Source organism: Nocardia sp. IFM 10818, from assembly GCF_054655275.1.
Genome location: NZ_BAAHJH010000001.1, coordinates 8,039,370 through 8,063,468, shown reverse-complemented (window position 1 = coordinate 8,063,468; position 24,099 = coordinate 8,039,370). Strand labels below are relative to the sequence as shown.

Genomic DNA, 24,099 nt, shown 5'->3' with positions numbered 1-24,099 from the left:
CTGCGCCGCGCGGTGTGCCGCCGCCTACCCTGGAGGCCATGACCAACCCCAGCGATCCGTGGTCGCGGCGGCCGGACCCCGATCCGGTGGACGGGCCGACCGAGAAGGTCGGTCGGGCCGGCGGGCCGGCCGGGCACACCGCGGAGGCAGGTGCGGCGTGCGGGCCCACCGAGAACTACGCGGCGCCCACCGACTATTTCGCGCAGCCGCCCGGGCCGGACGCCACCCGCGTGATGCCGCCGCCCGACGCCGCCTGGGGCGCCTACGAGAGCGGCGGCGGGTACGCGCCGACGAGCAGCTACGAAACCCAGTACCTGCAGCCGGGCGCGTACGCGCCGCCCGGCGCGGGCGGATATCCCGGCTACCCGGTCGCCCCCGGCGGCCCCGGCGGTCATCAGTCCGGCGGCTATCCGCCCCCGGCCGGTCCGCAACCGCCCAAGCGCAACAAGAACCTGTGGGTCGTCCTCGGCATCGCGGCCTTCGTGCTGGTCGCGCTGGCCGGTGTGAGCGTGGGAGTGCTACTGGCGAACAAGGATTCGTCCTCCGACACGGCGTCCTCGACGCGGACCACCACCGGCAACGCCTTCCCGATTCCCCTCGACACCGGCACCTCGGCGGTGCCACTACCCAGCGGCATTCCGCAGATTCCCGGCTTCGGCGATATCGAGGGCCTGGGCGCGGACATGGGCACCATCGCCAGCAATGACGGCAAGACGCTCACCATGACCACTCTGGCCGGCGATACCGTCACCGTGAAAACGGATGCGAGCACCCAGGTGATCTCGCTGTCCAGCACCACCGTCGCGGACCTGAAGGTCGGCGAGATGGTGATGGTGGAGGGGGACAAGGCGGCCGACGGATCCATTCAGGCCAAGATCATCATCAGCACCTCGCTGCCGAGCGCGCCCCGATGAGCCCCCCTCATGGTTCGCGGCCGTCCCGATTCTGGACTGAGCGGAGCGGGGGAGGGAAGCGGAGGGAGGGAAGAATCGGAACCCCGGGGCCGCGAACCCGCCCGGAGCGAAGCGCAGGGCAAAATCGGCACAGCGTACCGGGCATTTCACGTCCCGGCTGGATAGGGTAGGCGGCGATGACGGCTATATGGTTCGGGTTGGCGGCGATCGCGCTCGTGGGTGCGATCGTGCTGCTCTATTTCGATCGGCTGCAACGGCAGCGCACCGGGCATGTGCGGCAGGTCTGGGCGAAATCCCAGGGCTACACCTATGTTTCGGTGGAACCGGCGCTGGCTTCCACCTGGCGGCGCGGCGCGCTGGCCAAGCTCGGCTATCTGTCGGCGGTGGACGTGGTGTCCGGCAACCGCAAGGGCGAGAAGTTCGTGCTCTTCGATCTGGAGGACGCCGCCACCCTGGTCGCGGTGCGCCGGCAGATCGGCTCGGACATCGATATCGACCTGCGGCTCAAGACCGCCGCGCCGCCCAAGGACCACGATCTGGAACTGCTCGGCGCCATCGGCGATCGGGTGGTGTTCGCCACCAATCCGGATATCGCCCGGCACGCCGTGGACCAGCGCATGGTGGCGTTCATCGAATCGCTGCCCGACACCGTGCAGCAGCTGTGGAGCGAGGGCAACTGGACCCTCGGCATGCTGCCGGTCGGCTCCACCTCCAAGGACTGGGAGACCGCCATCGACGCGGTGCTGCGGCTGTCCGGTCTGCTGCACGTGCTGCCGCCGGTCATCAGCTCCGAGCGCGCCCGCGACGATCTGCCCGAACCCGGCCGCTCGCACCCGGTTCCGGAGGACGACGACTACGACGGCTACGACGAGGACGGCGACTACGAGGCCGAGCGCCCGACCGCCCGCACCCAGCCGGCCCGCCGCCCCGAACCCGAGGACGAGGACGACTACAGCCCGCTGGTGCACGATATCGCCGGCGACGAATCCGATGCCGGCTCCGATTCCGAGCCCGAATCCTGGCGTCCCGCACTAAAAGTCGTGCCCGACCCGCGCAACCGCCCGCGCCGCAACTGGCCGCCCGCCCCGGAAGAGGAAGAGGACTGGGCCGCCGAGGACGCCCGCCGCGCCGCCGAATACCCGGACGACGAATACGCCGACCCCGAGGACTGGCCCGACGAGGAACCCGAGGACGACCGCGAACCCGAAGAAGGCTGGCGCAAGGACCAGGGCCGCAGCGCCCCACCCGGCGGCCCCTTCCACCCCGGCTTCCGCCCCTACCAGGGCCCAGCTCCCCGCTGACCGAGACCGTCACCTCGAGTGTCCTAGCGCGTTGTTCCCGCGCCAGAGGGGGCGAGGGACAAGAATGGGTGCGCAGTCTCGGTCACCGGCGACCGTGCCCCTGTCTGTCGAGCGATGGGTAATCGATGACCGAGAGCTCTCCCGTATCGCGCCTGCCCGGCGCGCACCGGCCGGTGGCCGTGGTCACCGGGCCGACCTCGGGTATCGGCGCGGCGTACGCCATCCGCCTCGCCTCGCTCGGCTACGACCTGGTGCTGGTGGCGCGCGACGAGCAGCGGCTCGCCGCGCTGGCGCACGATTGCGAGGTGCGCTTCGGGGCGCGGGCGCAGGTGCTGCCCGCGGACCTGGCGCGCGCCGAGGACCGTGAGCGGGTCGCGGCGCGGCTCGCCGAAGGTGTCGAATTCCTGGTCAACAATGCGGGATTCGGGAATTCGGGCGAGTTCTGGACTGTGGATCCGGAGCTGCTGCAACGCCAGCTGGACGTGAACGTGACCGCTGTCGTGCAGCTGACCCGGGCGGCGGTGCCGCCCATGCTGCACGCGGCCAATGGCACGGTGGTCAATGTGGCCAGCATGGCCGGCCTGATACCCGGGAGGGGCTCGACCTACTCGGCCTCCAAGGCGTACGTCGTATCCTTTTCGCAAGGGCTGGCGGGCGGGCTGGCCGGGACCGGCGTCCGGGTGCAGGCATTGTGCCCGGGACTCGTCCGCACCGAATTCCATGAGCGAGCCGGAATCGATACGGGTTCGCTGCCGCGACAGCTGTGGTTGACCGTGGACGAGGTAGTGGCCGGGTCGCTCGCTGATCTGGAGAAGAACCGGGTGATCAGCGTGCCCGGAATGCAGTACAAAGCGATCGCTGCGGTCGCCGGACTGATCCCCCGGTCGCTGGTGACCCGCCTGAATCGGGGCCTGTTCAACGCACGCGGAAGGACATAGACACAGAAATGCCGGTAACGACGACCGATCGAGATAGATTGGCGGACCTGGTGCGCGAGCTCGCTGTCGTGCACGGCAAGGTGACCCTGTCCTCGGGCAAGGAAGCCGACTACTACGTGGATCTGCGCCGCGCCACCCTGCATCACGAGGCGGCGCCGCTGATCGGCAAGCTGCTGCGCGAGCTGGTGGCGGACTGGGACTTCGACTCGGTCGGCGGGCTCACCATGGGCGCGGACCCGGTGGCGGCCGCGGTCATGCACGCGCCGGGCCGGCCCATCGACGCCTTCGTGGTGCGCAAGGCGGCCAAGTCACACGGTATGCAGCGGCAGATCGAGGGCCCGGACATCGTGGGCAAGCGGGTGCTGGTGGTGGAGGACACCACGACCACCGGCAACTCGCCGCTGACCGCTGTGCGCGCGCTCCGCGACGCCGGAGCAATCGTGGTCGGGGTGGCCACGGTGGTGGATCGGGAGACCGGCGCGGACGGCGTCATCGCGGCCGAGGGCCTCGAATACCGTTCGATTCTCGGCCTCAAAGATCTTGCCCTGGGTTAACCATTTGTTCTGAGTTAGCCTGGTCCTGGTCTTCTGTCCGACAACGAAGTCGACACGCTGTTGTGAAGGGTTGAGTCACCTGTGGTGAGCATTGCGGTCAACAAGGGTCATCAGAATGTCGCGATGCTCGGCATCGGGGCATACCGCCCCCAGCGCCTCGTCAGCAACGCCGAGGTGTGCGAGGTGCTCGACTCCACTCCCGAGTGGATCTTCGACCGCACCGGGATCAGCAACCGGCGCTGGATCAGCGGTGACGAGACGCTGCGCACCATGGCGGTGGCGGCGGGCGATCGCGCGCTGCGGAACACCGGCCTCGATCGCGCCAAGATCGGCGCGCTGATCCTGTGCACCTCCAGCTGGCTCAAGCTCACCCCGCACGGCGCGCCCACCATCGCCTCGGATCTCGGCATCAATGGCATCCCGGCCTTCGATCTGACCTCCGGCTGCGGCGGCTTCGGCTACGGCCTCGGCGTGGCGGCGGATATGATCCGCTCCGGCTCGGCCGAATACATCCTGGTCATCGGCGCCGAGACCATGACCGTCGGCCTCGACCCGACCGACCGCGGCACCGCCATGATCTTCGGTGACGGCGCCGGCGCGGTCGTGGTCGGGCCCGCCGAGGAGAACGGCATCTCCCCGACGGTGTGGGGCAGCGACGGCGAGAACGCCGAGGCCATCGCCCAGGACGTCGACTTCCTGGAATTCATGAACAAGGCGCAGCGGCTGCAGGGCACCGATCCGGCGGTCGAGCCCGTCGGCCGCATGTCGCTGCACATGGAGGGCCCCAAGGTCTTCCGCTGGGCCGCGGTCACCCTGCCGCGCGCCCTGTCCAGCGCCATCGAGGTGTCGGGCGTGGCCAAGGAGGACATCGAGGTGTTCATCCCGCATCAGGCCAATGCCCGCATCAACGAGCTGATGAAGAAGAACCTGGGCCTGGCCGACGACATCCCCATGGCCAATGACATCGAGAACACCGGCAATACCTCGGCGGCCTCGATCCCGCTGGCCATGGAGGAGATGCTGGTCACCGGCAAGGCCAAGGGCGGCCAGCTGGCCCTGCTGCTGGGCTTCGGCGCCGGGCTGTCCTACGCCGGTCAGGTCGCGGTGCTGCCGCCGGCTCCGGCGGAGCCCAGCTTCTAGTCATGGCCCGACCGTTTCGCGCCGCCTTCGCCGGCGCCGCGGCGGTGACGGTGTTCGGCGCCGTCACCGGCCGCGACAAGCTGCAATGGCTCGCCAAGCCGCTCCTGATGCCGTTGCTGGCGGCCGATGTGGCGGTCAACGGCTCGGAGATGGACCCCGCCGACCGGGCCGTGCTGCTCGGCTCGCTGGCCGCCGCGACGGTCGGCGACGTGCTGCTCATCGAACCGGACAATGATCGCCGATTGGTCGCGGGCGCATCGTCTTTCGCGGTCATGCAGTCGGGCTACTCGTGGCTGTGGTGGCGCCGTGGCGCCCGCCCGCGGCCGCGGATCGCGGGCCAGCGGCTGGCGGCCTGGCTGGGTGCGGCCGCCCTCATGCGGGCCAAGGCCCCGGCGGTCGCCGCGCCGCTCACCGCCTATGGCGCGACGCTGGGGACCGCCGCCACCCTGGCCTCCGACCCCGGTCTCGCGCCCGAGGCGAAAAACATTGCGGGACTGAATATCCCGAACAGCGACGCGCGCAGCCGACTCGGCCTGGGCGCGCTGTTGTTCACCCTCTCCGATGGCCTCATCGTGCTGCGCAAGATCTTCGCGCGCAGCGAGAAGTCGCGCCGCGTCACCGAGGGCGTCATCCTCGGCACCTACGCCGCGGCGCAATACCTCCTCGCCGACCCGCGCGCGCACCGCCCCTAGTCATCCCGGAACGAGGGGGTGAAAGCACGCCGGAATGACGGGGAGGACCTCAGCGGGCGCGGAGCGCCGACAGCAGGGCGTCGCCGTCCGCTCCGGCCCACCAGGCGGTGTGGCCGAGAAAGTAGTCCCGGTAGGCGATTTCGGCATTGTCGGGATTGCCGCCGGGGACCACGCTGAGGAAGTAGTCGATTTCCGACAGCTCGTATTCGGCGTGCACCAGCGGGACGAGTTCGGGCAGGGCCAGGGATTCGATGACGCTGAGCGGGCGGAGGGATTCGTAGCCGTTCAGGAAGTCTTCCACCTGCTCGAACTGCACGTGCGCGGGGCCGCCGTCGCGCAGTGAGATCCAGTCCACGGCACTGCGTTCGAGGGCGAGGGCGATGTCGTGGACGGCGGTGGTGCGGTCGCAGAGGCCGAAATCGATGACCGTCGACGGGGTTTCGCCGGCCCACAGCAGGTTGGTGCCGTGCCAGTCATTGTGCGTCCACAGTGGTTCGAGCTCGTCGAGCCAGGGGTAGAGGCGGGCATGGAAGGGCAGTTGCAGGCGCTCGACATCGGCGCGCCAGCGTTGTGAGGTGAGGAAGATGCCGAGATCGGGGCGGGTCGCGGCGAGCCGTTCGATGGCGCCGATCGGGTCCAGGGAGGCGAAGACGGTGAAGCTGGCCAGCAGCGGGCGCGGCGGGCGCGGGGGAGCGTCGTAACCGGTTGCGGCCAGGTGCAATCGGGCGAGCATGCGGCCGGCTGCCTCGGCTTGGGCGCGGGAGAGATACGGCGACCAGGAGAAGGCGCCGCGATAGAGATCCTCGCCGCTGCCGAGTTCCTGCACCTCGTAGACGAATTCGCCGTCCTCGCGGGTGCGCAGCACCTCCGGGACCGGAATTCCGCGCTCGCGCAGGTGATTCATGAAACCGTGTTCCTCGCCCAGCGCCGCCGCGTCCCGCAGCGTGCACGGCAGGCGTTTGACGATCACCGTTTCGCCGTCGCCCGCCCGCACCCGCGCGGTGGCGGAAAGCGGACGGGGACTGCGCCATTCGATGACGGCGTCGCCGCCGAGCAGCGCCCCGACCTCCGCCGCGGACAGCGGCGGCCAGTCGGGTTCGACCAGCGGATCCGAGCCCATCCCGAAAACCCGGTCCCCCGTCGCCCACCCGTCGCCCGACCACCGCCCCTCATCGGATCGCTGCGCGATGCGGCGCCTCATTCAACCCCTCCGCCGCTCGACGAACACGATGATGCCGGTGACCGCCGCGGCCACCAGGAACGAGAACAGCGACGCCGACGTCCACCACTGCGCGCGCATCCCGGTGGCGTCCTGCACCTTCGTCCAGAAGTCCGCCCACCAGCTGATGGACCCCGGATTGAGCAGCTGATACGTCATGAATCCGCAGGCCCACGGCAGCAGCATGAGCGGCCGGGCGGGCGCGTCCTGGGTGAGGTTCCAGCCGTGCCGCCCGCTGCCGAAGAAGTAGTCCACGATGAGCACCGCGCACAGCGGCACGAAGACCGAGCCGATCAGGTACAGGAAGTTGGCGTATCCGCTGAAGTCGCGCACCGGCAGCGCCAGCAGGGTCACGACCGTGCCCACGCCCAGGGCCAGCACGCGGCGGTCGATGCGCGGCAGCAGGTTCTGGATGGACATCACCGTCGAGTACACATTGGCGAAGGACTGATCCGCCTCGCGCAGCACCAGCACCGCGAAGAACGCCCAGCCCGCGGTCACGCCGAGGAAGGTGTCGAAGATCCTGGTGGCGTCCCCGCCCGCCTGCAGGATGGCCAGAATGCCCAGGAAGTAGCACCAGATCTGGGCCGTGGAGTAGCCGATGATGGTGGCCCCGGCGGCGGTGCGCGCCCGCAGCGAGTGCCGGGTGTAGTCGGCGGCCAGCGGCACGAACGACACCGCGACGGCGAGGGTGGTGTCCACGGCGGGGAAGAATCCGCTCCAGTCGGTGTCTTCCGGCGCCGGAATCGGTTGCCGCAGTAGCTGAACCGAGAAGTAGACGAGCGCGATGCCCACCGCGACCGTGATGTACTTGCGCAGGATGTGCAGCACCCGCAGCGGCCAGATGGCCATGACGGTCGAGAGCACGCCGGCCGCCACGATGACCAGTCCGTGCGGCACCCGGTCGTCGGCCAGCGCGGAGACGCCCAGCGCGATGACGGTCAGCTCGTACACGCCCCACCCGATGCACTGCACGATATTGGCGAGCGTCGGCAGATACGACAGCTTGGTGCCGAACAGCCCGCGCAGCACCGCCATGGCCGGCGCCCCGGTGCGGGTGCCCACCATGCCGGTGCCGGCGACCATGGCGGTGCCGACCAGGGTGCCCAGCAGGGTGGCCAGCAATGCCCCGGCGATCGGCAGCGGCGGATGGCCGGTCGGGAACAGCACATAGGCCGCGCCGCTGAAGCCGATGAGGCTGACGCCCAGGTTGAACCAGAAGGCCGCCTGATCGGCGAAGCTGAGCGTGCGCGGCGGCTCGGTGTCGAGCAGCAGCGGCGCTTCCTGGTCCGCGTCCTTGCGACTCTCGGGCGTAGCGGTGGTCATGGGCTGTGATGCTACGGGCCGCGCCGGGCAAAACGGGCAGCTAGCCGACGTGCCTCGTCCCCCCGGACCGTCGGGTTTCGCTGTGTTCAGAGGCAGATCATGATCCGGTCGCGATTGCGCGGATCCACGCGGATCGAGATCGTCCCGCCCACAGTGATTTTCGGCCGCACCACCGGTTCCACATCGAAGACGACCGTGCCGTGATAGGTCTCCGAGCCCGGTACGACCAGTTCCAGATCGAGTTCGGTGAGCTCGGTGCAGTGGTCGGTCGGCAGCAGCGGGTGCACGCCCTCGATGGTCGCCCAGCCCTCCAGCCCGTGCCGCAGCAACCGGCGGTCCGCCCGGGTGGGGCGCTGGGCGAGGAGCATTCCGATGCCGAGGAAGGATCCGAACAGGCCGACCAGTGTGATCACCTGGACGGGCAGCGTGCCGGGCGGTGTCAGCGGCATCAGCCAGCCGAGCCAGACCGCGAGGGCGATGACGTAGGCGACGGTCACGCCGAGCACTGTGCGGAGCATGCGCGCGTGGTCCATGACGACCTCCAAACCACGGCTTCCGGAATTCCAGGATAGTCCGGTATACCCCGCCCGGTGGCGGATCACACGAGGTCAGGCGGGCGAACGGAGGGCGATCAGTGCATCCAGATCGAGTGGCAGGGCAATGCCGTCGAGGTCGAGGGTCACCTGCCCGGAGTATTGACCGGTCATCTCGTACCGGGTGCCCTGCAGCTTGTGCGCGGTCAGCCGCACCGACCCCTGGATGTCCAGCAGCCAGTAGTGCGCGATCCCGCATTCGGCGTACTCGGCGAACTTCATGACCCGGTCCACCCGCCGCGATCCGGGCGAGAGGATCTCGATGGCCGTCAGCACGTCCGCGGGCCGCACCCGGGTCGCATGCGCGGCCCCGGCCGCACCGCCCACCACCAGCACATCCGGCACCCGCACCGTCGGCGGCGTCCCCTCGTCCACCACCAGTTCGATGCGCGCCAGGGCCGCGACGCGCCGCGGCAGCGCCCGCTCCAGCTGGGCGGCCAGCCGCCATACCGCCAGCTGATGCCGCGGCGGCTGCGGGGCCAGGACCAGCACTCCGTCCACCAATTCGCGGGCCTGCCCGCGCTGCAGCTCCGGTAGCGCCGACCACTCCGCGAGGGTCAATAGGTGATCAGGCCAGTACGCAACAGCTTTCAGCAATTCCGCGGAACTCGACCGGGTCATGCGGTGTCCTTTCCGGCATGAGCGGGGCCCTGCGTGGTTACGCTCCGCTGCCGCCTCCGGGCCTGACCGTTCATGCCGCCAGTCTTCCACGGTCCGCAACCGCGCAGCGACGTTTCACCCCTTCAACCGGAGAACCGCCAGCACGCGCCGGTGATGCATATCCGAGGGCGGCAGTTCCAGTTTGGTGAAGATGTTGCCGATGTGTTTTTCCACCGCGCGTTCGGTCACCGTGAGCGCCTCCGCGATGGCGGCATTGGACAGCCCCTGTGCCATGCGTTCGAGCACCTCGCGCTCGCGCGGGGTGAGCCGGGCGAGCGAATCCTGTTGCCGGGCAGCGCCCATGAGCTGGCTCACCACTTCCGGATCGAGGGCGGTGCCGCCGGTGGCGACGCGGTGCAGGGCATCGGTGAAATCGCCGATATCGGCGACCCGGTCCTTGAGCAGATAGCCGACGCCGCCGGCCCCGGCGGCGAGAAGTTCGGTGGCGTACCGGGTTTCGATCCATTGCGAAAAGACCAGTACGCCTGTTTCGGGATGGCTGCGCCGCAGTTCCAGGGCCGCCAGCAGCCCCTCATCGGTGAAACTGGGCGGCATGCGCACATCCACCACGGCCACATCCGGCCGATGCTCGGCCACCGCCGCGCGCAGCGCCGCGGCATCGCCCACCGCGGCCTGTACCTGGTAGCCGCGCTCGGCCAGCAGTGCGGTCAAGCCGTCGCGGAGGATGGCATTGTCCTCCGCGACGATCACCCGGAGCGGGGCGTTCATTGCGGTCCCGCCAGGGGGAGGGTCATGGTGACCACGGTAGGCCCGCCGATCGGACTGTCGACCAGCAGATAGCCGTCCACCGCGCGGGCCCGCGCCGCCAGCCCCGAAAGCCCGCCGCCGACAGCGCGCTCCGCGGTGCTGTCCAGGGGTTGCAGCGCCCCGCCGGTGCCGTTGTCGCGCACGCTCACCGCGATCATGTCCGTGCCGGTGGGCAGCACCGACACCCAGATGCGATCGGCGCCCGCGTGTTTCACCACATTGGTGAGCAGCTCCGCGACCGAGAAGTAGGCGATGGCCTCGATGGCCTGGCTGGGCCGCTGCGGCAGCATGACGCGCAGCTCCACCGGAATGGCGCAGCGCGCGGCGAGGGTCTGCAGTGCGGGCTCGAGCCCGAGGTCCAGGGCGGGCGGATGGATACCGCGCACCAATTCCCGCAATTCGGTCAGCGCTTCCTTGGAGCCGGCGCGGGCATCGGCGATGAGGGCCCCGGCATCCCCGCCGGCGGCCAGCCGCTCCTCGGCGCGGGCCAGCGTCATGGCAATGGTGACCAGGCGCGCCTGCGTGCCATCGTGCAGATCGCGTTCCAATTGCCGCAGCGTGGCGGCGGCGTCGTCGACGGCGGCGCGACGGCTCTCCTGCAGTTCCGCGATCCGCCGATCACGGGCGGTGGGGCTCAGCAGCAGCACCGTCAGCCACCGCTGCACCCAGCAGACGCCGCGGATCAGCCACGGCAGGAACAGACAGAGCACGATGCCGATGGCGGCGACGCCGAGGACCTGCGGCCAGGTTTCGATATAGGTGTCGTTGAACTGGAACAGCGAGTGGTGCTCGACGCCGTTCTCGTCGACATTGATCGGATGGATGAGCACCCAGGGGATGGGGGAGATGGCCGTGAACACCGCCATCGCAATGGTGACCAGCACGAAGTAGCCCAGCAGCACGCCCACGACCGCTTGGGTGAGCAGGAACAGCAGCGCCCGCCAACTGGTGCGGTCGGTGAACACGCTCTTGAACCAGCCGAGGAAGCCCGGTTCCGGACGGAAGTCCGCCGGCGCGGCCACCTCGGTGTCCAGTAAGCCGCGGGCAATCGCGCGGTAGACCCCGCCCCAGATCCGCCCGCCCAGGATGATCACCGCCAGAATCGGCAGGCCGACGACGAAGATCGAGAGGTACAGGCCGCCGCCGACACCGAAGAACAGGTAGCAGATCGCCAGGCAGCCGAGCACGAAAGCGACCACCAGATAAGCGAATTCCTTCCAGGTGCGAGCCTGGAAGGGGGCCGTCAGGATCGCGCGCAACACGGCGGCCGGGCCGGTGCGCACGGTGGAGTCGGGTACCGGTTCGGTCATCTCGAGCACGACTGTGGGTTGGTCGGCGGTTTCGCTCATGGTCCCCATCGTTGTTTGCCAGGGGTTGCGAGCGCGAGGGAGCAGACTCGGAAATCCCCGGTGGTGCTACCACCACCACCTAGCATCATGCCTATGACGTATGACTCGCCGCCGCCGGGCTACAACGCGCCGCCGCCCGGCTACTACGGTATGCCGCCGCAGGATCATCCACAGGCCACCATCATTCTCATTCTCGGCATTCTGAGTCTGGTGCTGTGCCAGTTCCTGGGTCCGGTGGCCTGGGTGATGGGCCGCCGGGCGCTCACCGAGATCGATGCCGCGCAGGGCCGGATCGGCGGACGCGGCATGGTGCAGGCCGGATACATCTGCGGGATCATCGCGACCGCGCTGCTCGTGCTGGGCGTGCTGGTCGTGCTCGCCGCCCTCGTCCTGGGTGGCTTGGTCGGTACCTCCTCGACCTGACGGGCCGTCTGGCTCGCCGCGCACGCCCGCATCCAAATACGATGCGGCCGTGAGCTATCCCGAATACCAGTACAACCCGTACCCGGAGCAGCCGTTTCCGGGTTACCGGCCGCCGGCGGACCATCCGCAGGCCACCACCATTCTGGTGCTGGGCATCCTGAGCCTGACCTGCTGCCAGCTGCTGGGCCCGGTGGCCTGGATCATGGGCCACAAGGCGCGCCGAGAGATCGACCGGTCCGGGGGCATGCTGGGCGGGCGCGGCAATGTGACGGCGGGATATGTCTGCGGGATCGTCGGCACCTGCCTGATGATCGCGCTGGGGCTGTTCTACGGCGCGGCCATCCTGATCGCCATCCTGGACAGCAGCTCGAGCAGCTACTGACCAGCCCATTAGGCTGGTCCGGGTGAGTCCCCTCCCGACCTCCGACGAATCGCTCGCCCCCGGTCCCACCGAATGGGGTGAACATCCGCACGGTGTCGGGCCGTGGCGTGACGAGTTCGGCACCGAGCCGCCCGCGGATCCGCGCCTGGATCCGGAACTGCTCGCGCACGGGGACCGCCGCAATGTGGTGGACGCCTACCGCTACTGGACCCGCGAGGCGATCGTCGCCGATATCGATCGCCGCCGCCACCCCTTCCACGTGGCCATCGAGAACTTCGGCCACGACGCCAATATCGGCACCGTGGTCCGCACCGCGAATGCCTTCGCCGCGGCGGCCGTCCACATCGTGGGACGCAAGCGCTGGAATCGGCGGGGCGCCATGGTGACCGACCGCTATCAGCACATCCGGCACCACACCGATATCGACGAGCTGCTGGGCTATGCGGCGGCCGCGGATCTCGCGGTGGTGGCGGTGGACAATGTGCCGGGCTCGGTACCGCTGGAAACCGCCCGGTTGCCTCGTAATTGCCTTCTGCTCTTCGGTCAGGAGGGGCCGGGCGTGACCGACGCGGCCAAGAACGCCGCGACCCTGACCGTCTCCATCGCGCAATTCGGCTCCACCCGCAGTATCAATGCGGGCGTCGCCGCCGGCATTGCCATGCACGCCTGGATTCGCCAGCACGCCGACCTGACTACTGCCTGGTAACCGCGCGGTATGGGGGTTCGGTAACAAATCAGCCACGAGGGGGGCTGCCCGACTGGCACCATATGTCCTATGACATCGCGGACCGGGCGCAATACCGAGCCGACCGCCGCGCTCTGGGCGGAGCGTGCCGATCTGGCGGAGTCCGCGATCGTATCCCGGCATCTGAGATCGCTATGGGGCATTCCGGGCACCTCGCTCGGGGTGGTGGGCTGGCCGCCGACGAAGCGGGACCGGACCTTCGCCTCCTGGCACTACTGGTGGCAGGCGCACCTCATCGACTGCGCGGTCGACGCCGCCAATCGCCACCCCACGCCCGCGCGGCAGCGCCGCATCCCGGCGATCGCGAAGGGCATGCGGATACGCAATATGCGCGGCTGGACCAATAACTACTACGACGATATGGCCTGGCTGGCAATATCTTTGGAGCGGGCCGAGCGCACGCAGGGCATCGAGGAGGTGCGGCGCGCGCTGGCCATCCTGGACAAAGAGCTCTTCGACGGATTCGACCCCCGATTCGGTGCGGTGCCGTGGCGCAAGGGATCCGACTTCTTCAATGCCCCCGCCAATGGCCCGGTGGGCATCGCGATGGCGCGGCTCGGCCGCTACGCCCGCGCCCAGGAGATCTCCGACTTCATCGACAACACCTTGCGGGACAAGGAGAGCGGTCTCATCTTCGACGGCATCCACCTGCCCTCGGGTGAGCTGGAAACGCCCGTCTACAGCTATTGCCAGGGCGTGGTGCTGGGACTGGAGACCGAACTGGCCGTGCACACCGGCGATCCCCGGCATGTCGAGCGCGCGCTGCGACTACTGTCCGCCGTCGAGGAACGCCTGGTCGCCGGTGGCGTCGTGGTCGGCGGCGGGGGTGGCGACGGCGGCCTGTTCAACGGGATCCTCATCCGCTATCTGGCGCTGACGGCGGTCATGCTGCCCGGCGAGGAGCCCGAGCACGGCACCGCCCGCCGCTCGGCCGCCGCCATTGTCCGCAATTCGGCCAAGGCCGCGTGGGAGAACCGGCTCGATGTGGAGGGCGAACCGCTGTTCGGCCACGATTGGCGGCAACCCGCCCAATTGCCGGGCATCAAGGGCGCGGGCCACAGCACCCCGGGCGGTTCGGTGAAGTCCTCGCGCAACCCGGAACGCGATCTGTCGGTGCAGCTTTCCGGCTGGAAGCTCATGGAGGCGGCGCACACGGTGACCGCCGCCGGGCTCTGAAACAGCCGCCCGGGTTGTCGGCGAACGCTCAGGCGTTGTGCCGGTGGACCTTGGGGAGCGGCACCGTTTCGGTGTCGAGGTCGAAATCCTCGGCGGGGCGCGCCATTTCCAGGCGGTACTGCCGAATCCCGACAATGGTGCCCAGAATCAGGCCGACCACGAGCGTGCCGATGACCGCGGGCATGAGCCAGGACATGTCCTCGATGAAACTGCCCGCGTAATAACCGATGAGCAGCAGCACCGGCGCCCAGATGATCGCCCCGATGGTGGAGGCGATGGTGTATTTGCGGTGATCCATCCCCGCGGCCCCCGCCACCAGCGGGCACAGCGTGCGCACCCACGGAATCCAGCGCGCCACCAGGACCGCCAGGAACCCGTGCCGGTGTAGCAGTTCGGCCACCCGCGTGAGGTTGCGGGTATTGATGTATTTGCCGTTCTTGCGCGCCACCAGGTGGTGCCCGGTGCGCTGGCCGATCACGTACCCGACCTGATTGCCCGCGATGGCCGCGATCATGGCGCCCACCGACAGCGCCCACACCTGCGCCTCGCCGGTGGCGTGCGCGGCCAGCACCACGCCGGCGGTGATGAGCATGGAGTCACCGGGCAGGAACAGCCCGATAATGAGCGCGCACTCCAGGAAGACGAAGGTCAGTACGACCGTCCAGACGAGCGCGGGCCCGGCTGTGTCGAGCGGGTTGAAACCGCCCATCGCGAGGTTCAGCGGGGTGGCGGTCAATTTCTCAGTGGGTGTGTTCGTTGGTGCGTGCGGGTGATTCAGCGGCGGTATCGGCCACGGTGTCCGAGCGACGGCCCAGCAACGCCTTCGCGACGGAGCCGACCATCGGCAGCACCGAGACGAACACGATGACCAAGAAGATGGCCTCGATGTTGTCCCGGATGAAGGGTACGTTGCCCAGGAAGTAGCCGAGCACGGTCACACCACCGCCCCACAGGATGGCGCCGACGATGTCGAAGGCCACATACTTGCGGTAGCTCATGGCCGAGACGCCCGCCAGCACCGGCACGAAGGTGCGGGCAATCGGGACGAATCGGGCCAGGATGATGGCAACCGGGCCCCACTTCTCGAAGAACTCGTGCGCCTCGGTGATGTACTTCTTCTTCAGGAAACGGCCGTCCTCACGGTGATAGAGAGCGGGCCCGAAGCCTTTGCGGCCGATCCAGTACGCGCACTGGTCGCCGAGGAAGGCCGTCAGCGCCACGGCGGGCGCGAGGATCCAGATCGAGACCGGCGGACTCGGCTGCGCCGCAAGCAGACCGCCGGTGAACAACAGCGAGTCGCCCGGCAGTAGCGGGAACAGCAGCCCCGTTTCGATGAAAACGATCACCAGGATGGCCGGCAACACCGCGTTCTTCAGCCACGACTCCGTCAGGAGGTACATGGGATCGAGAATCTGGGGCGTCGCCAGAGTGGTCGTCACGGTCTCGGAAGCGGCCAGCAAGGTCACGGCCACCACAGTACCGGTGATTCGCACATCACACCGAACCCTGAACCAACCTCACAAACTTGTCGGGTATTCCGAGGCCATTGCCGGTGGAAAACCGGACTGGCCTATGGTGTGGCCTGACAGAATTTGTTGTACGCAGCACACACAACGGAGGTCATTGTGCCCATCGCGACTCCGGAGATCTACGCCGAGATGATTGCTCGGGCCAAGGAGAACTCCTTCGCGTTCCCCGCGATCAACTGCACCTCGTCCGAGACGATCAACGCGGCCATCAAGGGCTTCGCGGATGCGGGCAGCGACGGCATCATCCAGTTCTCCACCGGCGGCGCTGAATTCGGCTCCGGCCTGGGTGTGAAGGACATGGTCACCGGCGCGGTCGCGCTGGCCGAGTTCGCCCACGTCGTCGCGGCCAAGTACGACATCACCATCGCGCTGCACACCGACCACTGCCCGAAGGACAAGCTCGACACCTTCGTGCGCCCGCTGCTGGCCATCTCGGCCGAGCGCGTGAAGGCCGGGCAGAACCCGCTGTTCCAGTCGCACATGTGGGACGGCTCCGCCATTCCGATCGACGAGAACCTGGAGATCGCCAAGGAACTGCTCAAGCAGTGCCATGCCGCGAACATCATCCTGGAGGCCGAGATCGGCGTCGTCGGCGGTGAAGAGGACGGCGTCGAGAACGCCATCAACGACAAGCTCTACACCTCGCCCGAGGATTTCGAGAAGACCATCGACGCGCTCGGCGCCGGTGAGAACGGCAAGTACTTGCTGGCCGCCACCTTCGGCAATGTGCACGGCGTCTACAAGCCGGGCAATGTGAAGCTCAAGCCCGAGGTGCTGGCCGAGGGCCAGCGCGTGGCCGCCGCCAAGCTGGGCCTGGGCGCCGACGCGCAGCCGTTCGACTTCGTCTTCCACGGCGGTTCCGGCTCGCTGAAGTCCGAGATCGAGGATTCGCTGCGCTACGGCGTGGTGAAGATGAACGTCGACACCGACACCCAGTACGCCTTCACCCGCCCCGTCGCCGCGCACATGTTCTCGAACTACGACGGCGTGCTCAAGGTGGACGGCGAGGTCGGCAACAAGAAGGTCTACGACCCGCGCTCCTACCTGAAGAAGGCGGAGACCAATATGGCCGCCCGCGTCGTCGAAGCTTGCAACGACCTGAAGTCGGCTGGTCGTTCCATCAGCGCCAAGTAAGCTCGTGCAGTCGGGATTTCACCGCCGCGCGCGGTGGAATCCCGCATGCAATGAGAGCGGCGAGTGTCGTGCCCGGAATGTTCGGGGGCGGCGCGGGCTTCACCTGAGGTGGTAATGCAGCATCGCGGAGCGATCCGATGAGGGGTGGTGGTCGGGCGACGGGTGGGCCTGTGGATGTGCGGGTCCTCGGCCCCGTGCAATTACTGGTCGCCGGACGGCCCGTGGCCGTCGGCGGCCCCAAGCCGCGCGCCCTGCTCGCCGCCCTCACCGTCAACCGGCGGCGGGCGGTGTCCTCGCAGGCGCTCGCGGATATCGTCTGGAACGACGATCCGCCGGACTCGTATCAGGCCAGTCTGCAGGTGTTCGTATCGAACATCCGCAAGACGCTGCGCACCGCCGGGGTGGATCCGGCGGCGCTGCTGCGCACCGAATCCTCCGGGTACCGGCTGGAAATCGAGGACGACGAATGCGATCTGGGCCGGTTCGAGGCGGTCCGCCGCTCCGGCCGCGATGCCGCCGGAGCCGGTGACCACGAGGCCGCCGCCCAGTTGTACGGCGCGGCGCTGGCGGAGTGGAGCGGGCGCGCCCTCGACGATCTGTCCGGGCTGTCCTTCGCCGAGAGCTTCGCGACCGCCATGGACGAGGAGCGGCTGCTGGTCGCCTCCGCGCGCATCGACTCCGAAATCGCTTGCGGGCGTGCCTCGTCGGTGGTTGGCGAGCTGGTCACCATGACCAATGCCCATCCGCTGCGGGAGCCGCTGTGGGTGCAGCTGATCACCGCGCTGTACCTGTCGGGGCGGCAGGCCGACGCGCTGGAGGCGTGCCGGCGGGTGCGCTCGGTGCTGGACGACGAACTGGGCATCGATCCCGGTCCGGCGCTCATCGAGCTGGAACAGCGGGTGCTGCGGCAGGAATCGCTGGCCACCGGCCAGTTGGCCGAGGTGGACCGCATTGCCAAGGCCATGACCGAGACCGTCACCGAGATGCCGCGCGCCGTGCGGCGGGGCCAGCTGCGGCTGCCCGATGGGCGGATCGTGCCGATCGGCGTGGGCGGGATGAAGATCGGCCGCATGACCGATAACGATCTGGTGCTCGACGATCCCAAGGCCAGTCGCTATCACGCCCATATCACCCCCAGCCGGGCCGGTCTGCTCATCAAGGACCTGCATTCGGCCAATGGCGTGTACATCGACGAGGAGCCCATCGACACGGCCGCGGTGCTGGCCGATCGGGTCGCCATCCGGATCGGCGCGACGGTGCTGATCTTCGAAGCGCTCGACTAGCCCGGCGCGCCGCCGCGGTCGGTCGGCGGGGCTACGCCTTCCCTGCGGGGCTGCTCACGCTGTATTAGGCTGCTGCCCTGTTGAATTCGGTTCGCAGTGAGCTTGCTGTCGTCTGCTAGGTCTCGATTCGGTTGATCTTGGGCGAGTGCCGGGGGTTCGCCCGCAGCCGAGGGTAGGGTCGTGGGCCGGATGTGTCCGGTTCGACCCGAAATATCGAGAGGTTGAATGCATGGCCAAGCGGCTCGTGGCCGCTGTGGGAGCGGTCGTGTTCGGGGCAGGCATGCTGGTGTCCGCGAACCGTCCGATCGCCACCGCGCTACCGCCGGAATCCGATGCGACAGCAGCGATTCCCGGGGTGGGCCCGTGTAAATCCGATCCGGCGCCGGTGCACGAGTCCATCGTGCCCAGGACGCTCGAGGTGCCCATCAACTACCCGGTCGTCACCGTGGATCCCGGCCCGCCGCCGGAGAACCGGACCCGGGTGAAGATGGAGCTGCCCGCCGACCCCTGCGTCAACCCCTGCCCGGACCTCACCGACGGGCCGCCGCGCCCGCCGAGCGTCTTCGAGCAGCTGGGGATCCCGCAGCTCATCCTGCGGCCGCAGCCCTTCCACTTCGCCTTCCCCAATCCGAACGAGCCGGAGAAGCCGCCGGCCCCGGAACCGGCGGATCCGCCCATCGAAAGCGCCCCGCAGGCCCCGGCCCGCGCGCTGCCGCAGGTCTCCCAGGTGCGCGAGGTGGCCAAGCTGACCGGCGCCAACTCCATCAACCGCACCGATAAGCGCTGGCAGGTCATGGGCACCGACCTGGGCATCTTCTGGGAGAGCAAGCCCGGCGAGGTGGCCATCGCCTTCGGCGACACCGTCGGCGCCAACTTCCATCCGCCCGGCGGTTTCGGCGACGACTGGCGCTCGAACCTGCTCGCCTTCAGCACCGACCGCGACCTGACCGACGGCGTCACCTTCGACCGCATGGTCACCGACAGCCGCTGCCATGCGGTGGAACTGCTGAGCAGCAAGAAGCTGGACAATATCGAGATCACCACGATTCCCACCTCGGGTTTCGCCATCGGTGACCGCCAGTACATGAGCTACATGTCCATCCGCACCTGGAACAGCATTCCGGGCACCTGGTTCACCAACTACGGCGGCATCGCCTACTCCGACGACCACGGCGAAACCTGGACCAAGGACCCGCACGCCCAGTGGGACAATATCTTCGGCGTGGCCAACTTCCAGGTCACCTCGATGGTGCCGCAGGGCGACCACGTCTACATGTTCGGCACCGCCAATACCCGGCTGGGCTCGGTCGGCCTGGCGCGCGTGCCGAAGGATCAGGTCCTCAACAAGACCGCCTACCAGTACTGGGTGAACGGCAACTGGACCCCGGTCGGCGGCCAGCACGTCGCCACCCCGATCGCCGAGGCTCCCGCCGCCGAACTCTCGGTCCGCTACGACGAGGCCCGCGATATCTGGCAGATGAGCTATCTCGACACCGCGAAGGCGGGTCTCGTTATCCGCGAAGCGGATTCGCCGCAGGGCGTCTGGTCTCCCAGTGCCGTCACGGTGAGCGCCCTCCAATTCCCGGAACTCTACGGCGGTTTCATCCACCCCTGGTCCACCGGCAACGACCTGTACTTCACCATGTCCACCTGGAGCGACTACAACGTCTACCTGATGCACGCCAAGGTGGATTAGCGCCCGAGCGGCCGGTGCCGGCCGAGTACCGTGCGGTACGCGATGCGCCGGCCGCCGGTCCCCGGGTGACGGTGTCGTCCTGTGCCGCGGTGGCCACTTGGCTGCGCCCGGGCTGCCCCGTCAGGACAGGCGGACCTCGGCGACGGCGCGGCCGAAGAGCTTCTTGCCGTCGGAGGTGGCGCCGAGAACGACGGTGGCGGCGCCGGATTCGGCGTCGACCGCCTTCACCTTGCCGGTGAATTCGACAATGGTCGGGCTGGTGGGCTCGACCGGGACGAAGCCGGACATGCGGACGCTGAACTTGGTGAGCGCCGTCGGGTCGCCCAGCCAGGAGGTCAGGTAGCCGGCGGTGAGGCCCATGGTCAGCATGCCGTGGGCGACCACGGTGGGCAGGCCGACCAGTTTCGCCGCGGTATCGCTGAAGTGGATGGGGTTCGGATCGCCCGAGACGCCGGCGTAGTTGACCAGGTCGCCGCGGGTGACGGGCACCTTGGCGGCGGGCAGCTCGGTGCCGGGCGCGACGGCGGCGGCCGTCGGGACGGTGTGGACCGGGCGGGCCGCGGCCGGGGCCGGGAAGTCGGCGACCTCGTCCGGGGCGAGCAGGATGAGATCGCTCGGGGCGTCGGTCAGGCCGTCGGAGACGTGGCCGTGCATGACCACGCCCGCCACCGTCTGCACGGTGTCCGGGTCGATCTCCACGCCCTTGCGGGCCACGATGGTGGTGGTCGAGACCAGCACCGGCAGCCGCTCGGCATCGGCCAGGGTCACCTTGATGGTGATGAAGTCGTTGTCGCCGTAGCTGCGGATGTTCTCCACGACCACATCCACCGACAGATGATCACCGGCCAGCACCGGGCGGTAGTACTCGAAGATCTGATCGGTCTGCAGGATCTGCGAGACGTCGTACTCGGTGAGCACGGTGCCGATCAGCGCGCGCGTGGTGGCGGCCCCGATGACGGAGGCGAAGGTCGGCGACGCCAGTAGCGCGTCATAGCCGAGTTCGGCCGCGGCGGCCTCCTGGTGATGGGCGGGGTGATCGCAGCGCACGGCGCGAGCGAATTCCCGGATCTTCTCGCGGCCGACGTCGTAGTGATCACGGACTCGAAAGTGCCGGCCGACCAGTTCGGTGGCGGTGGTGGCGGCGACCGCCGCTGCCGTCTCCGGCATGGTGTTCTGCTCCCTGCATTCGAAATCTGGTGGGCCCACGCCACTTCCGTGTCCACACAACAACGGCAGGGGAGCCGCCATGGCGCGGACGTGCCGTCGTGGCTGGCCCAGACAATCCGGGCCATGCTACCGGCGGACCGGTCCGTTGACCAGGTCTCTGTGACCTTCATCGCGACCCCGGTTCGAATGTGGCTCGGCCCGAATCCGGGCAAAACGACCCGCGCAAATGCCCGGCCACCATGCGGCGGCCCCGGCGAGACATCGCTCGCCGGGGCCGCCGCCGCGGGCTCGCGCCCGACTCCGTCCTAGCCGGCCGAATTGGCCGGATCGCACACCTTCCAGCCACCGTCGGTGTTCTGCAGGTCGAACGTGCGCGCCGACTGCTTCGACGGGTCGGCTTCGGTGTAGACCGTCGCCTGCGCCATGGCGGTCTCGCCGGTGATCCGAATGGCATCCACGCTCTTCACGACCGGAATGCTCTTCTGCTCCTTGGAGGTCTGGTAAACCCCGGCGAACTGCTCCGCCGAAATATTCTGATAGAAGTCGTGCTGCGCCCCGCACGTGATCGCGCGCAACTGCTCCAGATCACCGGAAGCCAGCGCATCGGTGTAGGTCGAAATGGCCCGCTTCACCTGTCCCTCAGGCGAATTGTCGGTCCGATTGGCCACCACCGCGACCACCACACCCACGATCACCAGCACTGCCACCGCGGCCGCGGCAAGAATGCCCAGTTTCTTCTTCGACCCACCGGCGGCACTCGCCGCCTGCGCCCCGGCATCGACCGGCACCTCACCGGTAGCCGGAACCCGCTGCGGCGCCGCAACCGGCCGCGGCTGTGCCCCACCAGCCGAACCCTGTTGCCCGCCTTGCCCTTGCTGCCCGCTCCGGCCCTGCGGTCCGTCCTGCCCCGGCCCCTGCGGCCCAGCGCCCTGACCGGCTCCGGCCTTCTGGAGCCCGCCCGGTCCCTGCGGCGCACCCGCACCGACCTTCTGCGGTCCGGCCGGTCCAGCCTGCGGCGCACCCGGCCCCACCTTCTGCGGTCCGGCCGGTCCGGGTCCCTGCGGCGCACCCGGCCCGACCTTCTGCGGTCCGACTTTGCCGGGAGCCTGCGGTCCGCCGGGCCCCTGGGGAGCTCCGGGGCCAACCTGCTGCGGCCCAGCCTGGCCCGGTCCTTGCGCTCCGCCTTGCCCGGGTCCCTGCTGTGCGCCGGGCCCGACCTGCTGCGGCCCGGCCTTCTTCGGACCGATAACCCGCGCGCCCCCAATCGGATTCGCGGGCATGGTCGGCTGCATGTCGGCGGGCGACGGCGCACTGGCCGGTCGCCGCGGGCCCATCGGCGGCCGCGCGGGCGGCGGCGACGGCCGAGTCTCCTCGACGCCTCCGGCCTTGCCCCGCGGGCCTTCCGGCCCCTGCGGTGCTTGCGGCGAACCGCCGCGCGGCGCGGCGTTTCGCGGCCCCGCATTCCCCCGCGGCGTCTGCGGCGGCTTGCTGACCGCTCGACCCTGCGGCCCCTGCACCCGCATCTTCTCGGTAGCTTGCTCACCCGAGACCACCGGGAACACGGTAGTCGGCGCATCCGCTCCCGGAACCTGCTGCATGGCAATGGTTTCAGCGTCGGATGCAGCGGACTCCCGGCTGTCCTCGCCGCCCTGCGGCGCATCACCGCGCTCATCGGCGTCCGCCGACTTCCCGGATCCGCTCCGCGCACCGGCCGCCGCAGCCGACTGCGCGGCCCCCGCGCCCGTCGCCCCGGAACCTGTTCCCGCGGCGCCGGACTGGGCCGCGGCACCGGGCTTCCACGCGCCTGTCGGCCCGCGATCACCCGGAGCGGCCGACTGCTGCGCGCCCGCACCGGACGCGTCGGTGGGCCGACCGGCCTCGCCCCGATTGCCCGGTTGCCCGCTCCCGGTCACACCGCCGGTGCTCGACTCGCGGTCGTTCCGGCTCACACCTTGGTTCGGAACCTTGATGATCTGCGTCGTGGCGGAGTCGGCCGGTCCGGATTGCCCGGTTCCACTCTCCGCGGAACCGCCGGGCCTCCCCGCCGCGCCGGACTGGCCGCCGGACTGCGGCCCGCCGCCCGGCTGCGCCGCATCGGCGTTCCGCGCCGGTTGGCCGGAGGCATCGGGCGGGTTCCCGGAACTGCTTGCCGCAGAGGCTATTCCGGGCTGACCGCTACCGCCGGTCGCGGGCCGCCGTCCGCCGCCTTGCTGCGGCGCATCGACAATCCGGGCCGGGCCGGAGGCGTCGTACTGATTTACGGAACCCTCTGGCGCACCGGTAGTTCCGGGCTGTCCGCTACCGCCCGGCCCGGCCTGCGGCCGGCCCGCTTGTGCGGCGCCGATACGCGCGGTGTTGGCATCGGCCGCAGCGCTCGGCTTGTAGCCCGCCGCCTGCGTCTCTGGGCCGCCTCCGGCCGGGCCAGCGGGCCGCTGTCCGCCGCCCTGTTGCGTCACATCGACATTCCGGGCCGGTTCGCCCGGGGCGTCGGACGGGTTCCCGGAACCGCCCGGCGCCCCGGCAGTTCCGGGCTGTTCACCGCTGCCCGGCGCGGCCTGCTGCCGGCCGCCTTGCGCGGTGTCGATACGCGCGGTGTTGGCATCGGCTGCGGCACCTGGCCTTTGGCCCGCCGCCTGGCCTCCGGGGCCTGTTCCCGCGGTGCCGCCGGGCCGTTGTCCGCCACTCGGTGCGGCCTGTTGCCCACCGCCCTGCGCGGTGTCGACGCGGGCGGTGTCGGCGTCCGTCGCGGCGGTCGGGGCCGCTGTCGGCCCGGATTGGCCGGATGCCGGCGGCTGGACCCGGCTGGAGCCGGAGGGGCGGAGCCTGGCGGCGGGGCCGGCCGGTTTCGGGGCCTCGTACTGGATGGTGGCGAAGCCCGGGGTGCCGGAGCCGGCGGGTTTCGGGGCCGGTTCGGCCGCGCCGGGGCGGATCACCTCGGTGGCCGCGGTGGCGGAGGGGTTCGGCTTGGGGGCCGGGATGGCTTCGGTGGCGGCCGTGGGGGACGCGTCGGCGGGGGTGGCGTCGGTGGGTGCTGCGGTGTCCTCGGCGGCCGGGCCCGGGGTCGGGTTGGCAGAGCCTTGCGGCTGCTGGTCGTCGTTCGAGTCGGACAC

Annotated in this window: 23 protein-coding genes; 13 read left to right on the top strand and 10 right to left on the bottom strand. The window is 69.4% G+C overall.

Features of this window, described 5'->3' with window-relative positions; all coding sequences use genetic code 11:
• The first annotated feature begins 38 nt into the window (after positions 1-38).
• From ACYQ5L_RS37365 to ACYQ5L_RS37340, 6 genes are all read left to right on the top strand, one after another.
• The gene (locus ACYQ5L_RS37365; protein ID WP_459962940.1) at positions 39-914 is read left to right on the top strand and encodes a DUF5666 domain-containing protein; all 876 of its coding nucleotides are present in this window, start codon (positions 39-41) and stop codon (positions 912-914) included.
• 176 nt (positions 915-1,090) lie between these two features.
• Positions 1,091-2,215: a type III secretion system chaperone family protein gene (locus ACYQ5L_RS37360; RefSeq protein WP_459962939.1), complete on the top strand. Its 1,125-nt coding sequence runs from the start codon at positions 1,091-1,093 to the stop codon at positions 2,213-2,215.
• Between the two features lie 125 nt (positions 2,216-2,340).
• Positions 2,341-3,153 carry an SDR family NAD(P)-dependent oxidoreductase gene (locus tag ACYQ5L_RS37355; RefSeq protein ID WP_459962938.1) on the top strand — a complete coding sequence of 271 codons (813 nt, stop codon included), beginning with the start codon at positions 2,341-2,343 and terminating at the stop codon, positions 3,151-3,153.
• Between the two features lie 8 nt (positions 3,154-3,161).
• Complete coding sequence (pyrE, locus tag ACYQ5L_RS37350) at positions 3,162-3,707, top strand: orotate phosphoribosyltransferase (protein WP_459962937.1); 546 nt, start codon at positions 3,162-3,164, stop codon at positions 3,705-3,707.
• Between the two features lie 81 nt (positions 3,708-3,788).
• Positions 3,789-4,847 carry a beta-ketoacyl-ACP synthase 3 gene (locus ACYQ5L_RS37345; protein ID WP_459962936.1) on the top strand — a complete coding sequence of 353 codons (1,059 nt, stop codon included), beginning with the start codon at positions 3,789-3,791 and terminating at the stop codon, positions 4,845-4,847.
• A gap of 2 nt (positions 4,848-4,849) precedes the next feature.
• Positions 4,850-5,539 (top strand): lysoplasmalogenase, encoded by a 690-nt coding sequence (locus ACYQ5L_RS37340; protein WP_459962935.1) that lies wholly within the window; start codon positions 4,850-4,852, stop codon positions 5,537-5,539.
• A gap of 49 nt (positions 5,540-5,588) precedes the next feature.
• Here ACYQ5L_RS37340 and ACYQ5L_RS37335 read toward each other — a convergent pair whose 3' ends face one another.
• The 6 genes from ACYQ5L_RS37335 to ACYQ5L_RS37310 form a co-directional block, all read right to left on the bottom strand.
• Complete coding sequence (locus tag ACYQ5L_RS37335; RefSeq protein WP_459962934.1) at positions 5,589-6,740, bottom strand: phosphotransferase enzyme family protein; 1,152 nt, start codon at positions 6,738-6,740, stop codon at positions 5,589-5,591.
• Positions 6,741-8,084 carry a purine-cytosine permease family protein gene (locus ACYQ5L_RS37330; protein ID WP_459962933.1) on the bottom strand — a complete coding sequence of 448 codons (1,344 nt, stop codon included), beginning with the start codon at positions 8,082-8,084 and terminating at the stop codon, positions 6,741-6,743.
• Between the two features lie 86 nt (positions 8,085-8,170).
• Positions 8,171-8,617 carry a hypothetical protein gene (locus tag ACYQ5L_RS37325; protein WP_379197111.1) on the bottom strand — a complete coding sequence of 149 codons (447 nt, stop codon included), beginning with the start codon at positions 8,615-8,617 and terminating at the stop codon, positions 8,171-8,173.
• 75 nt (positions 8,618-8,692) lie between these two features.
• On the bottom strand, positions 8,693-9,298 hold the full coding sequence (locus ACYQ5L_RS37320; RefSeq protein ID WP_459962932.1) for a Uma2 family endonuclease: 606 nt from the start codon (positions 9,296-9,298) through the stop codon (positions 8,693-8,695).
• 114 nt (positions 9,299-9,412) lie between these two features.
• Complete coding sequence (locus ACYQ5L_RS37315; protein ID WP_459962931.1) at positions 9,413-10,066, bottom strand: response regulator; 654 nt, start codon at positions 10,064-10,066, stop codon at positions 9,413-9,415.
• Positions 10,063-11,454: a sensor histidine kinase gene (locus ACYQ5L_RS37310; RefSeq protein ID WP_459962930.1), complete on the bottom strand. Its 1,392-nt coding sequence runs from the start codon at positions 11,452-11,454 to the stop codon at positions 10,063-10,065. The genes ACYQ5L_RS37315 and ACYQ5L_RS37310 overlap by 4 nt, the downstream gene beginning before the upstream one ends.
• Before the next feature lie 93 nt (positions 11,455-11,547).
• On the opposite strand from ACYQ5L_RS37310, the gene ACYQ5L_RS37305 reads away from it, so the two are divergent.
• The 4 genes from ACYQ5L_RS37305 to ACYQ5L_RS37290 all read left to right on the top strand — a co-directional run bounded on the left by ACYQ5L_RS37305 (position 11,548) and on the right by ACYQ5L_RS37290 (position 14,180).
• Positions 11,548-11,877 (top strand): DUF4190 domain-containing protein, encoded by a 330-nt coding sequence (locus tag ACYQ5L_RS37305; protein ID WP_459962929.1) that lies wholly within the window; start codon positions 11,548-11,550, stop codon positions 11,875-11,877.
• A gap of 49 nt (positions 11,878-11,926) precedes the next feature.
• The gene (locus tag ACYQ5L_RS37300; protein WP_459962928.1) at positions 11,927-12,259 is read left to right on the top strand and encodes a DUF4190 domain-containing protein; all 333 of its coding nucleotides are present in this window, start codon (positions 11,927-11,929) and stop codon (positions 12,257-12,259) included.
• A 22-nt stretch (positions 12,260-12,281) separates the two neighbouring features.
• Positions 12,282-12,965 carry a TrmH family RNA methyltransferase gene (locus ACYQ5L_RS37295; protein ID WP_459962927.1) on the top strand — a complete coding sequence of 228 codons (684 nt, stop codon included), beginning with the start codon at positions 12,282-12,284 and terminating at the stop codon, positions 12,963-12,965.
• A 69-nt stretch (positions 12,966-13,034) separates the two neighbouring features.
• Positions 13,035-14,180, top strand: coding sequence for a glycoside hydrolase family 76 protein (locus ACYQ5L_RS37290; RefSeq protein WP_459962926.1), 1,146 nt, complete (start codon positions 13,035-13,037; stop codon positions 14,178-14,180).
• Between the two features lie 28 nt (positions 14,181-14,208).
• Here ACYQ5L_RS37290 and ACYQ5L_RS37285 read toward each other — a convergent pair whose 3' ends face one another.
• Complete coding sequence (locus ACYQ5L_RS37285) at positions 14,209-14,889, bottom strand: DedA family protein (protein ID WP_459963658.1); 681 nt, start codon at positions 14,887-14,889, stop codon at positions 14,209-14,211.
• Between the two features lie 31 nt (positions 14,890-14,920).
• Positions 14,921-15,580 carry a DedA family protein gene (locus ACYQ5L_RS37280; protein WP_459963657.1) on the bottom strand — a complete coding sequence of 220 codons (660 nt, stop codon included), beginning with the start codon at positions 15,578-15,580 and terminating at the stop codon, positions 14,921-14,923.
• Between the two features lie 225 nt (positions 15,581-15,805).
• Here ACYQ5L_RS37280 and fbaA point away from each other — a divergent pair, with 225 nt between their 5' ends.
• The 3 genes from fbaA to ACYQ5L_RS37265 all read left to right on the top strand — a co-directional run bounded on the left by fbaA (position 15,806) and on the right by ACYQ5L_RS37265 (position 19,822).
• Positions 15,806-16,843, top strand: a complete 1,038-nt coding sequence (gene fbaA / locus ACYQ5L_RS37275; RefSeq protein WP_459962925.1) for a class II fructose-bisphosphate aldolase — start codon at positions 15,806-15,808, stop codon at positions 16,841-16,843.
• Between the two features lie 137 nt (positions 16,844-16,980).
• Positions 16,981-18,126: a BTAD domain-containing putative transcriptional regulator gene (locus ACYQ5L_RS37270; protein WP_459962924.1), complete on the top strand. Its 1,146-nt coding sequence runs from the start codon at positions 16,981-16,983 to the stop codon at positions 18,124-18,126.
• Positions 18,127-18,355: 229 nt separating this feature from the next.
• Positions 18,356-19,822 (top strand): DUF4185 domain-containing protein, encoded by a 1,467-nt coding sequence (locus tag ACYQ5L_RS37265; protein ID WP_459962923.1) that lies wholly within the window; start codon positions 18,356-18,358, stop codon positions 19,820-19,822.
• Positions 19,823-19,942: 120 nt separating this feature from the next.
• Here the strand turns inward: ACYQ5L_RS37265 and ACYQ5L_RS37260 are convergent, their stop codons facing one another.
• Positions 19,943-20,989 carry a fused (3R)-hydroxyacyl-ACP dehydratase subunits HadA/HadB gene (locus ACYQ5L_RS37260; protein WP_459962922.1) on the bottom strand — a complete coding sequence of 349 codons (1,047 nt, stop codon included), beginning with the start codon at positions 20,987-20,989 and terminating at the stop codon, positions 19,943-19,945.
• A 305-nt stretch (positions 20,990-21,294) separates the two neighbouring features.
• Positions 21,295-24,099 carry an Rv0361 family membrane protein gene (locus ACYQ5L_RS37255; RefSeq protein WP_459962921.1) on the bottom strand — a complete coding sequence of 935 codons (2,805 nt, stop codon included), beginning with the start codon at positions 24,097-24,099 and terminating at the stop codon, positions 21,295-21,297.

Bases quoted from the DNA above. Each gene is read 5' to 3' on its own strand.
- ACYQ5L_RS37305 (WP_459962929.1), top strand. From the start codon at position 11,548: ATGACGTATGACTCGCCGCCGCCGGGCTACAACGCGCCGCCGCCCGGC.
- ACYQ5L_RS37360 (WP_459962939.1), top strand. From the start codon at position 1,091: ATGACGGCTATATGGTTCGGGTTGGCGGCGATCGCGCTCGTGGGTGCG.
- ACYQ5L_RS37290 (WP_459962926.1), top strand. From the start codon at position 13,035: ATGACATCGCGGACCGGGCGCAATACCGAGCCGACCGCCGCGCTCTGG.
- ACYQ5L_RS37320 (WP_459962932.1), bottom strand. From the start codon at position 9,298: ATGACCCGGTCGAGTTCCGCGGAATTGCTGAAAGCTGTTGCGTACTGG.
- ACYQ5L_RS37330 (WP_459962933.1), bottom strand. From the start codon at position 8,084: ATGACCACCGCTACGCCCGAGAGTCGCAAGGACGCGGACCAGGAAGCG.
- ACYQ5L_RS37280 (WP_459963657.1), bottom strand. From the start codon at position 15,580: ATGTACCTCCTGACGGAGTCGTGGCTGAAGAACGCGGTGTTGCCGGCC.
- ACYQ5L_RS37270 (WP_459962924.1), top strand. From the start codon at position 16,981: ATGAGGGGTGGTGGTCGGGCGACGGGTGGGCCTGTGGATGTGCGGGTC.
- ACYQ5L_RS37260 (WP_459962922.1), bottom strand. From the start codon at position 20,989: ATGCCGGAGACGGCAGCGGCGGTCGCCGCCACCACCGCCACCGAACTG.
- ACYQ5L_RS37365 (WP_459962940.1), top strand. From the start codon at position 39: ATGACCAACCCCAGCGATCCGTGGTCGCGGCGGCCGGACCCCGATCCG.
- ACYQ5L_RS37340 (WP_459962935.1), top strand. From the start codon at position 4,850: ATGGCCCGACCGTTTCGCGCCGCCTTCGCCGGCGCCGCGGCGGTGACG.
- pyrE (WP_459962937.1), top strand. From the start codon at position 3,162: ATGCCGGTAACGACGACCGATCGAGATAGATTGGCGGACCTGGTGCGC.
- ACYQ5L_RS37315 (WP_459962931.1), bottom strand. From the start codon at position 10,066: ATGAACGCCCCGCTCCGGGTGATCGTCGCGGAGGACAATGCCATCCTC.
- ACYQ5L_RS37310 (WP_459962930.1), bottom strand. From the start codon at position 11,454: ATGAGCGAAACCGCCGACCAACCCACAGTCGTGCTCGAGATGACCGAA.
- ACYQ5L_RS37335 (WP_459962934.1), bottom strand. From the start codon at position 6,740: ATGAGGCGCCGCATCGCGCAGCGATCCGATGAGGGGCGGTGGTCGGGC.
- ACYQ5L_RS37355 (WP_459962938.1), top strand. From the start codon at position 2,341: ATGACCGAGAGCTCTCCCGTATCGCGCCTGCCCGGCGCGCACCGGCCG.
- ACYQ5L_RS37325 (WP_379197111.1), bottom strand. From the start codon at position 8,617: ATGGACCACGCGCGCATGCTCCGCACAGTGCTCGGCGTGACCGTCGCC.
- ACYQ5L_RS37285 (WP_459963658.1), bottom strand. From the start codon at position 14,889: ATGGGCGGTTTCAACCCGCTCGACACAGCCGGGCCCGCGCTCGTCTGG.
- ACYQ5L_RS37265 (WP_459962923.1), top strand. From the start codon at position 18,356: ATGGCCAAGCGGCTCGTGGCCGCTGTGGGAGCGGTCGTGTTCGGGGCA.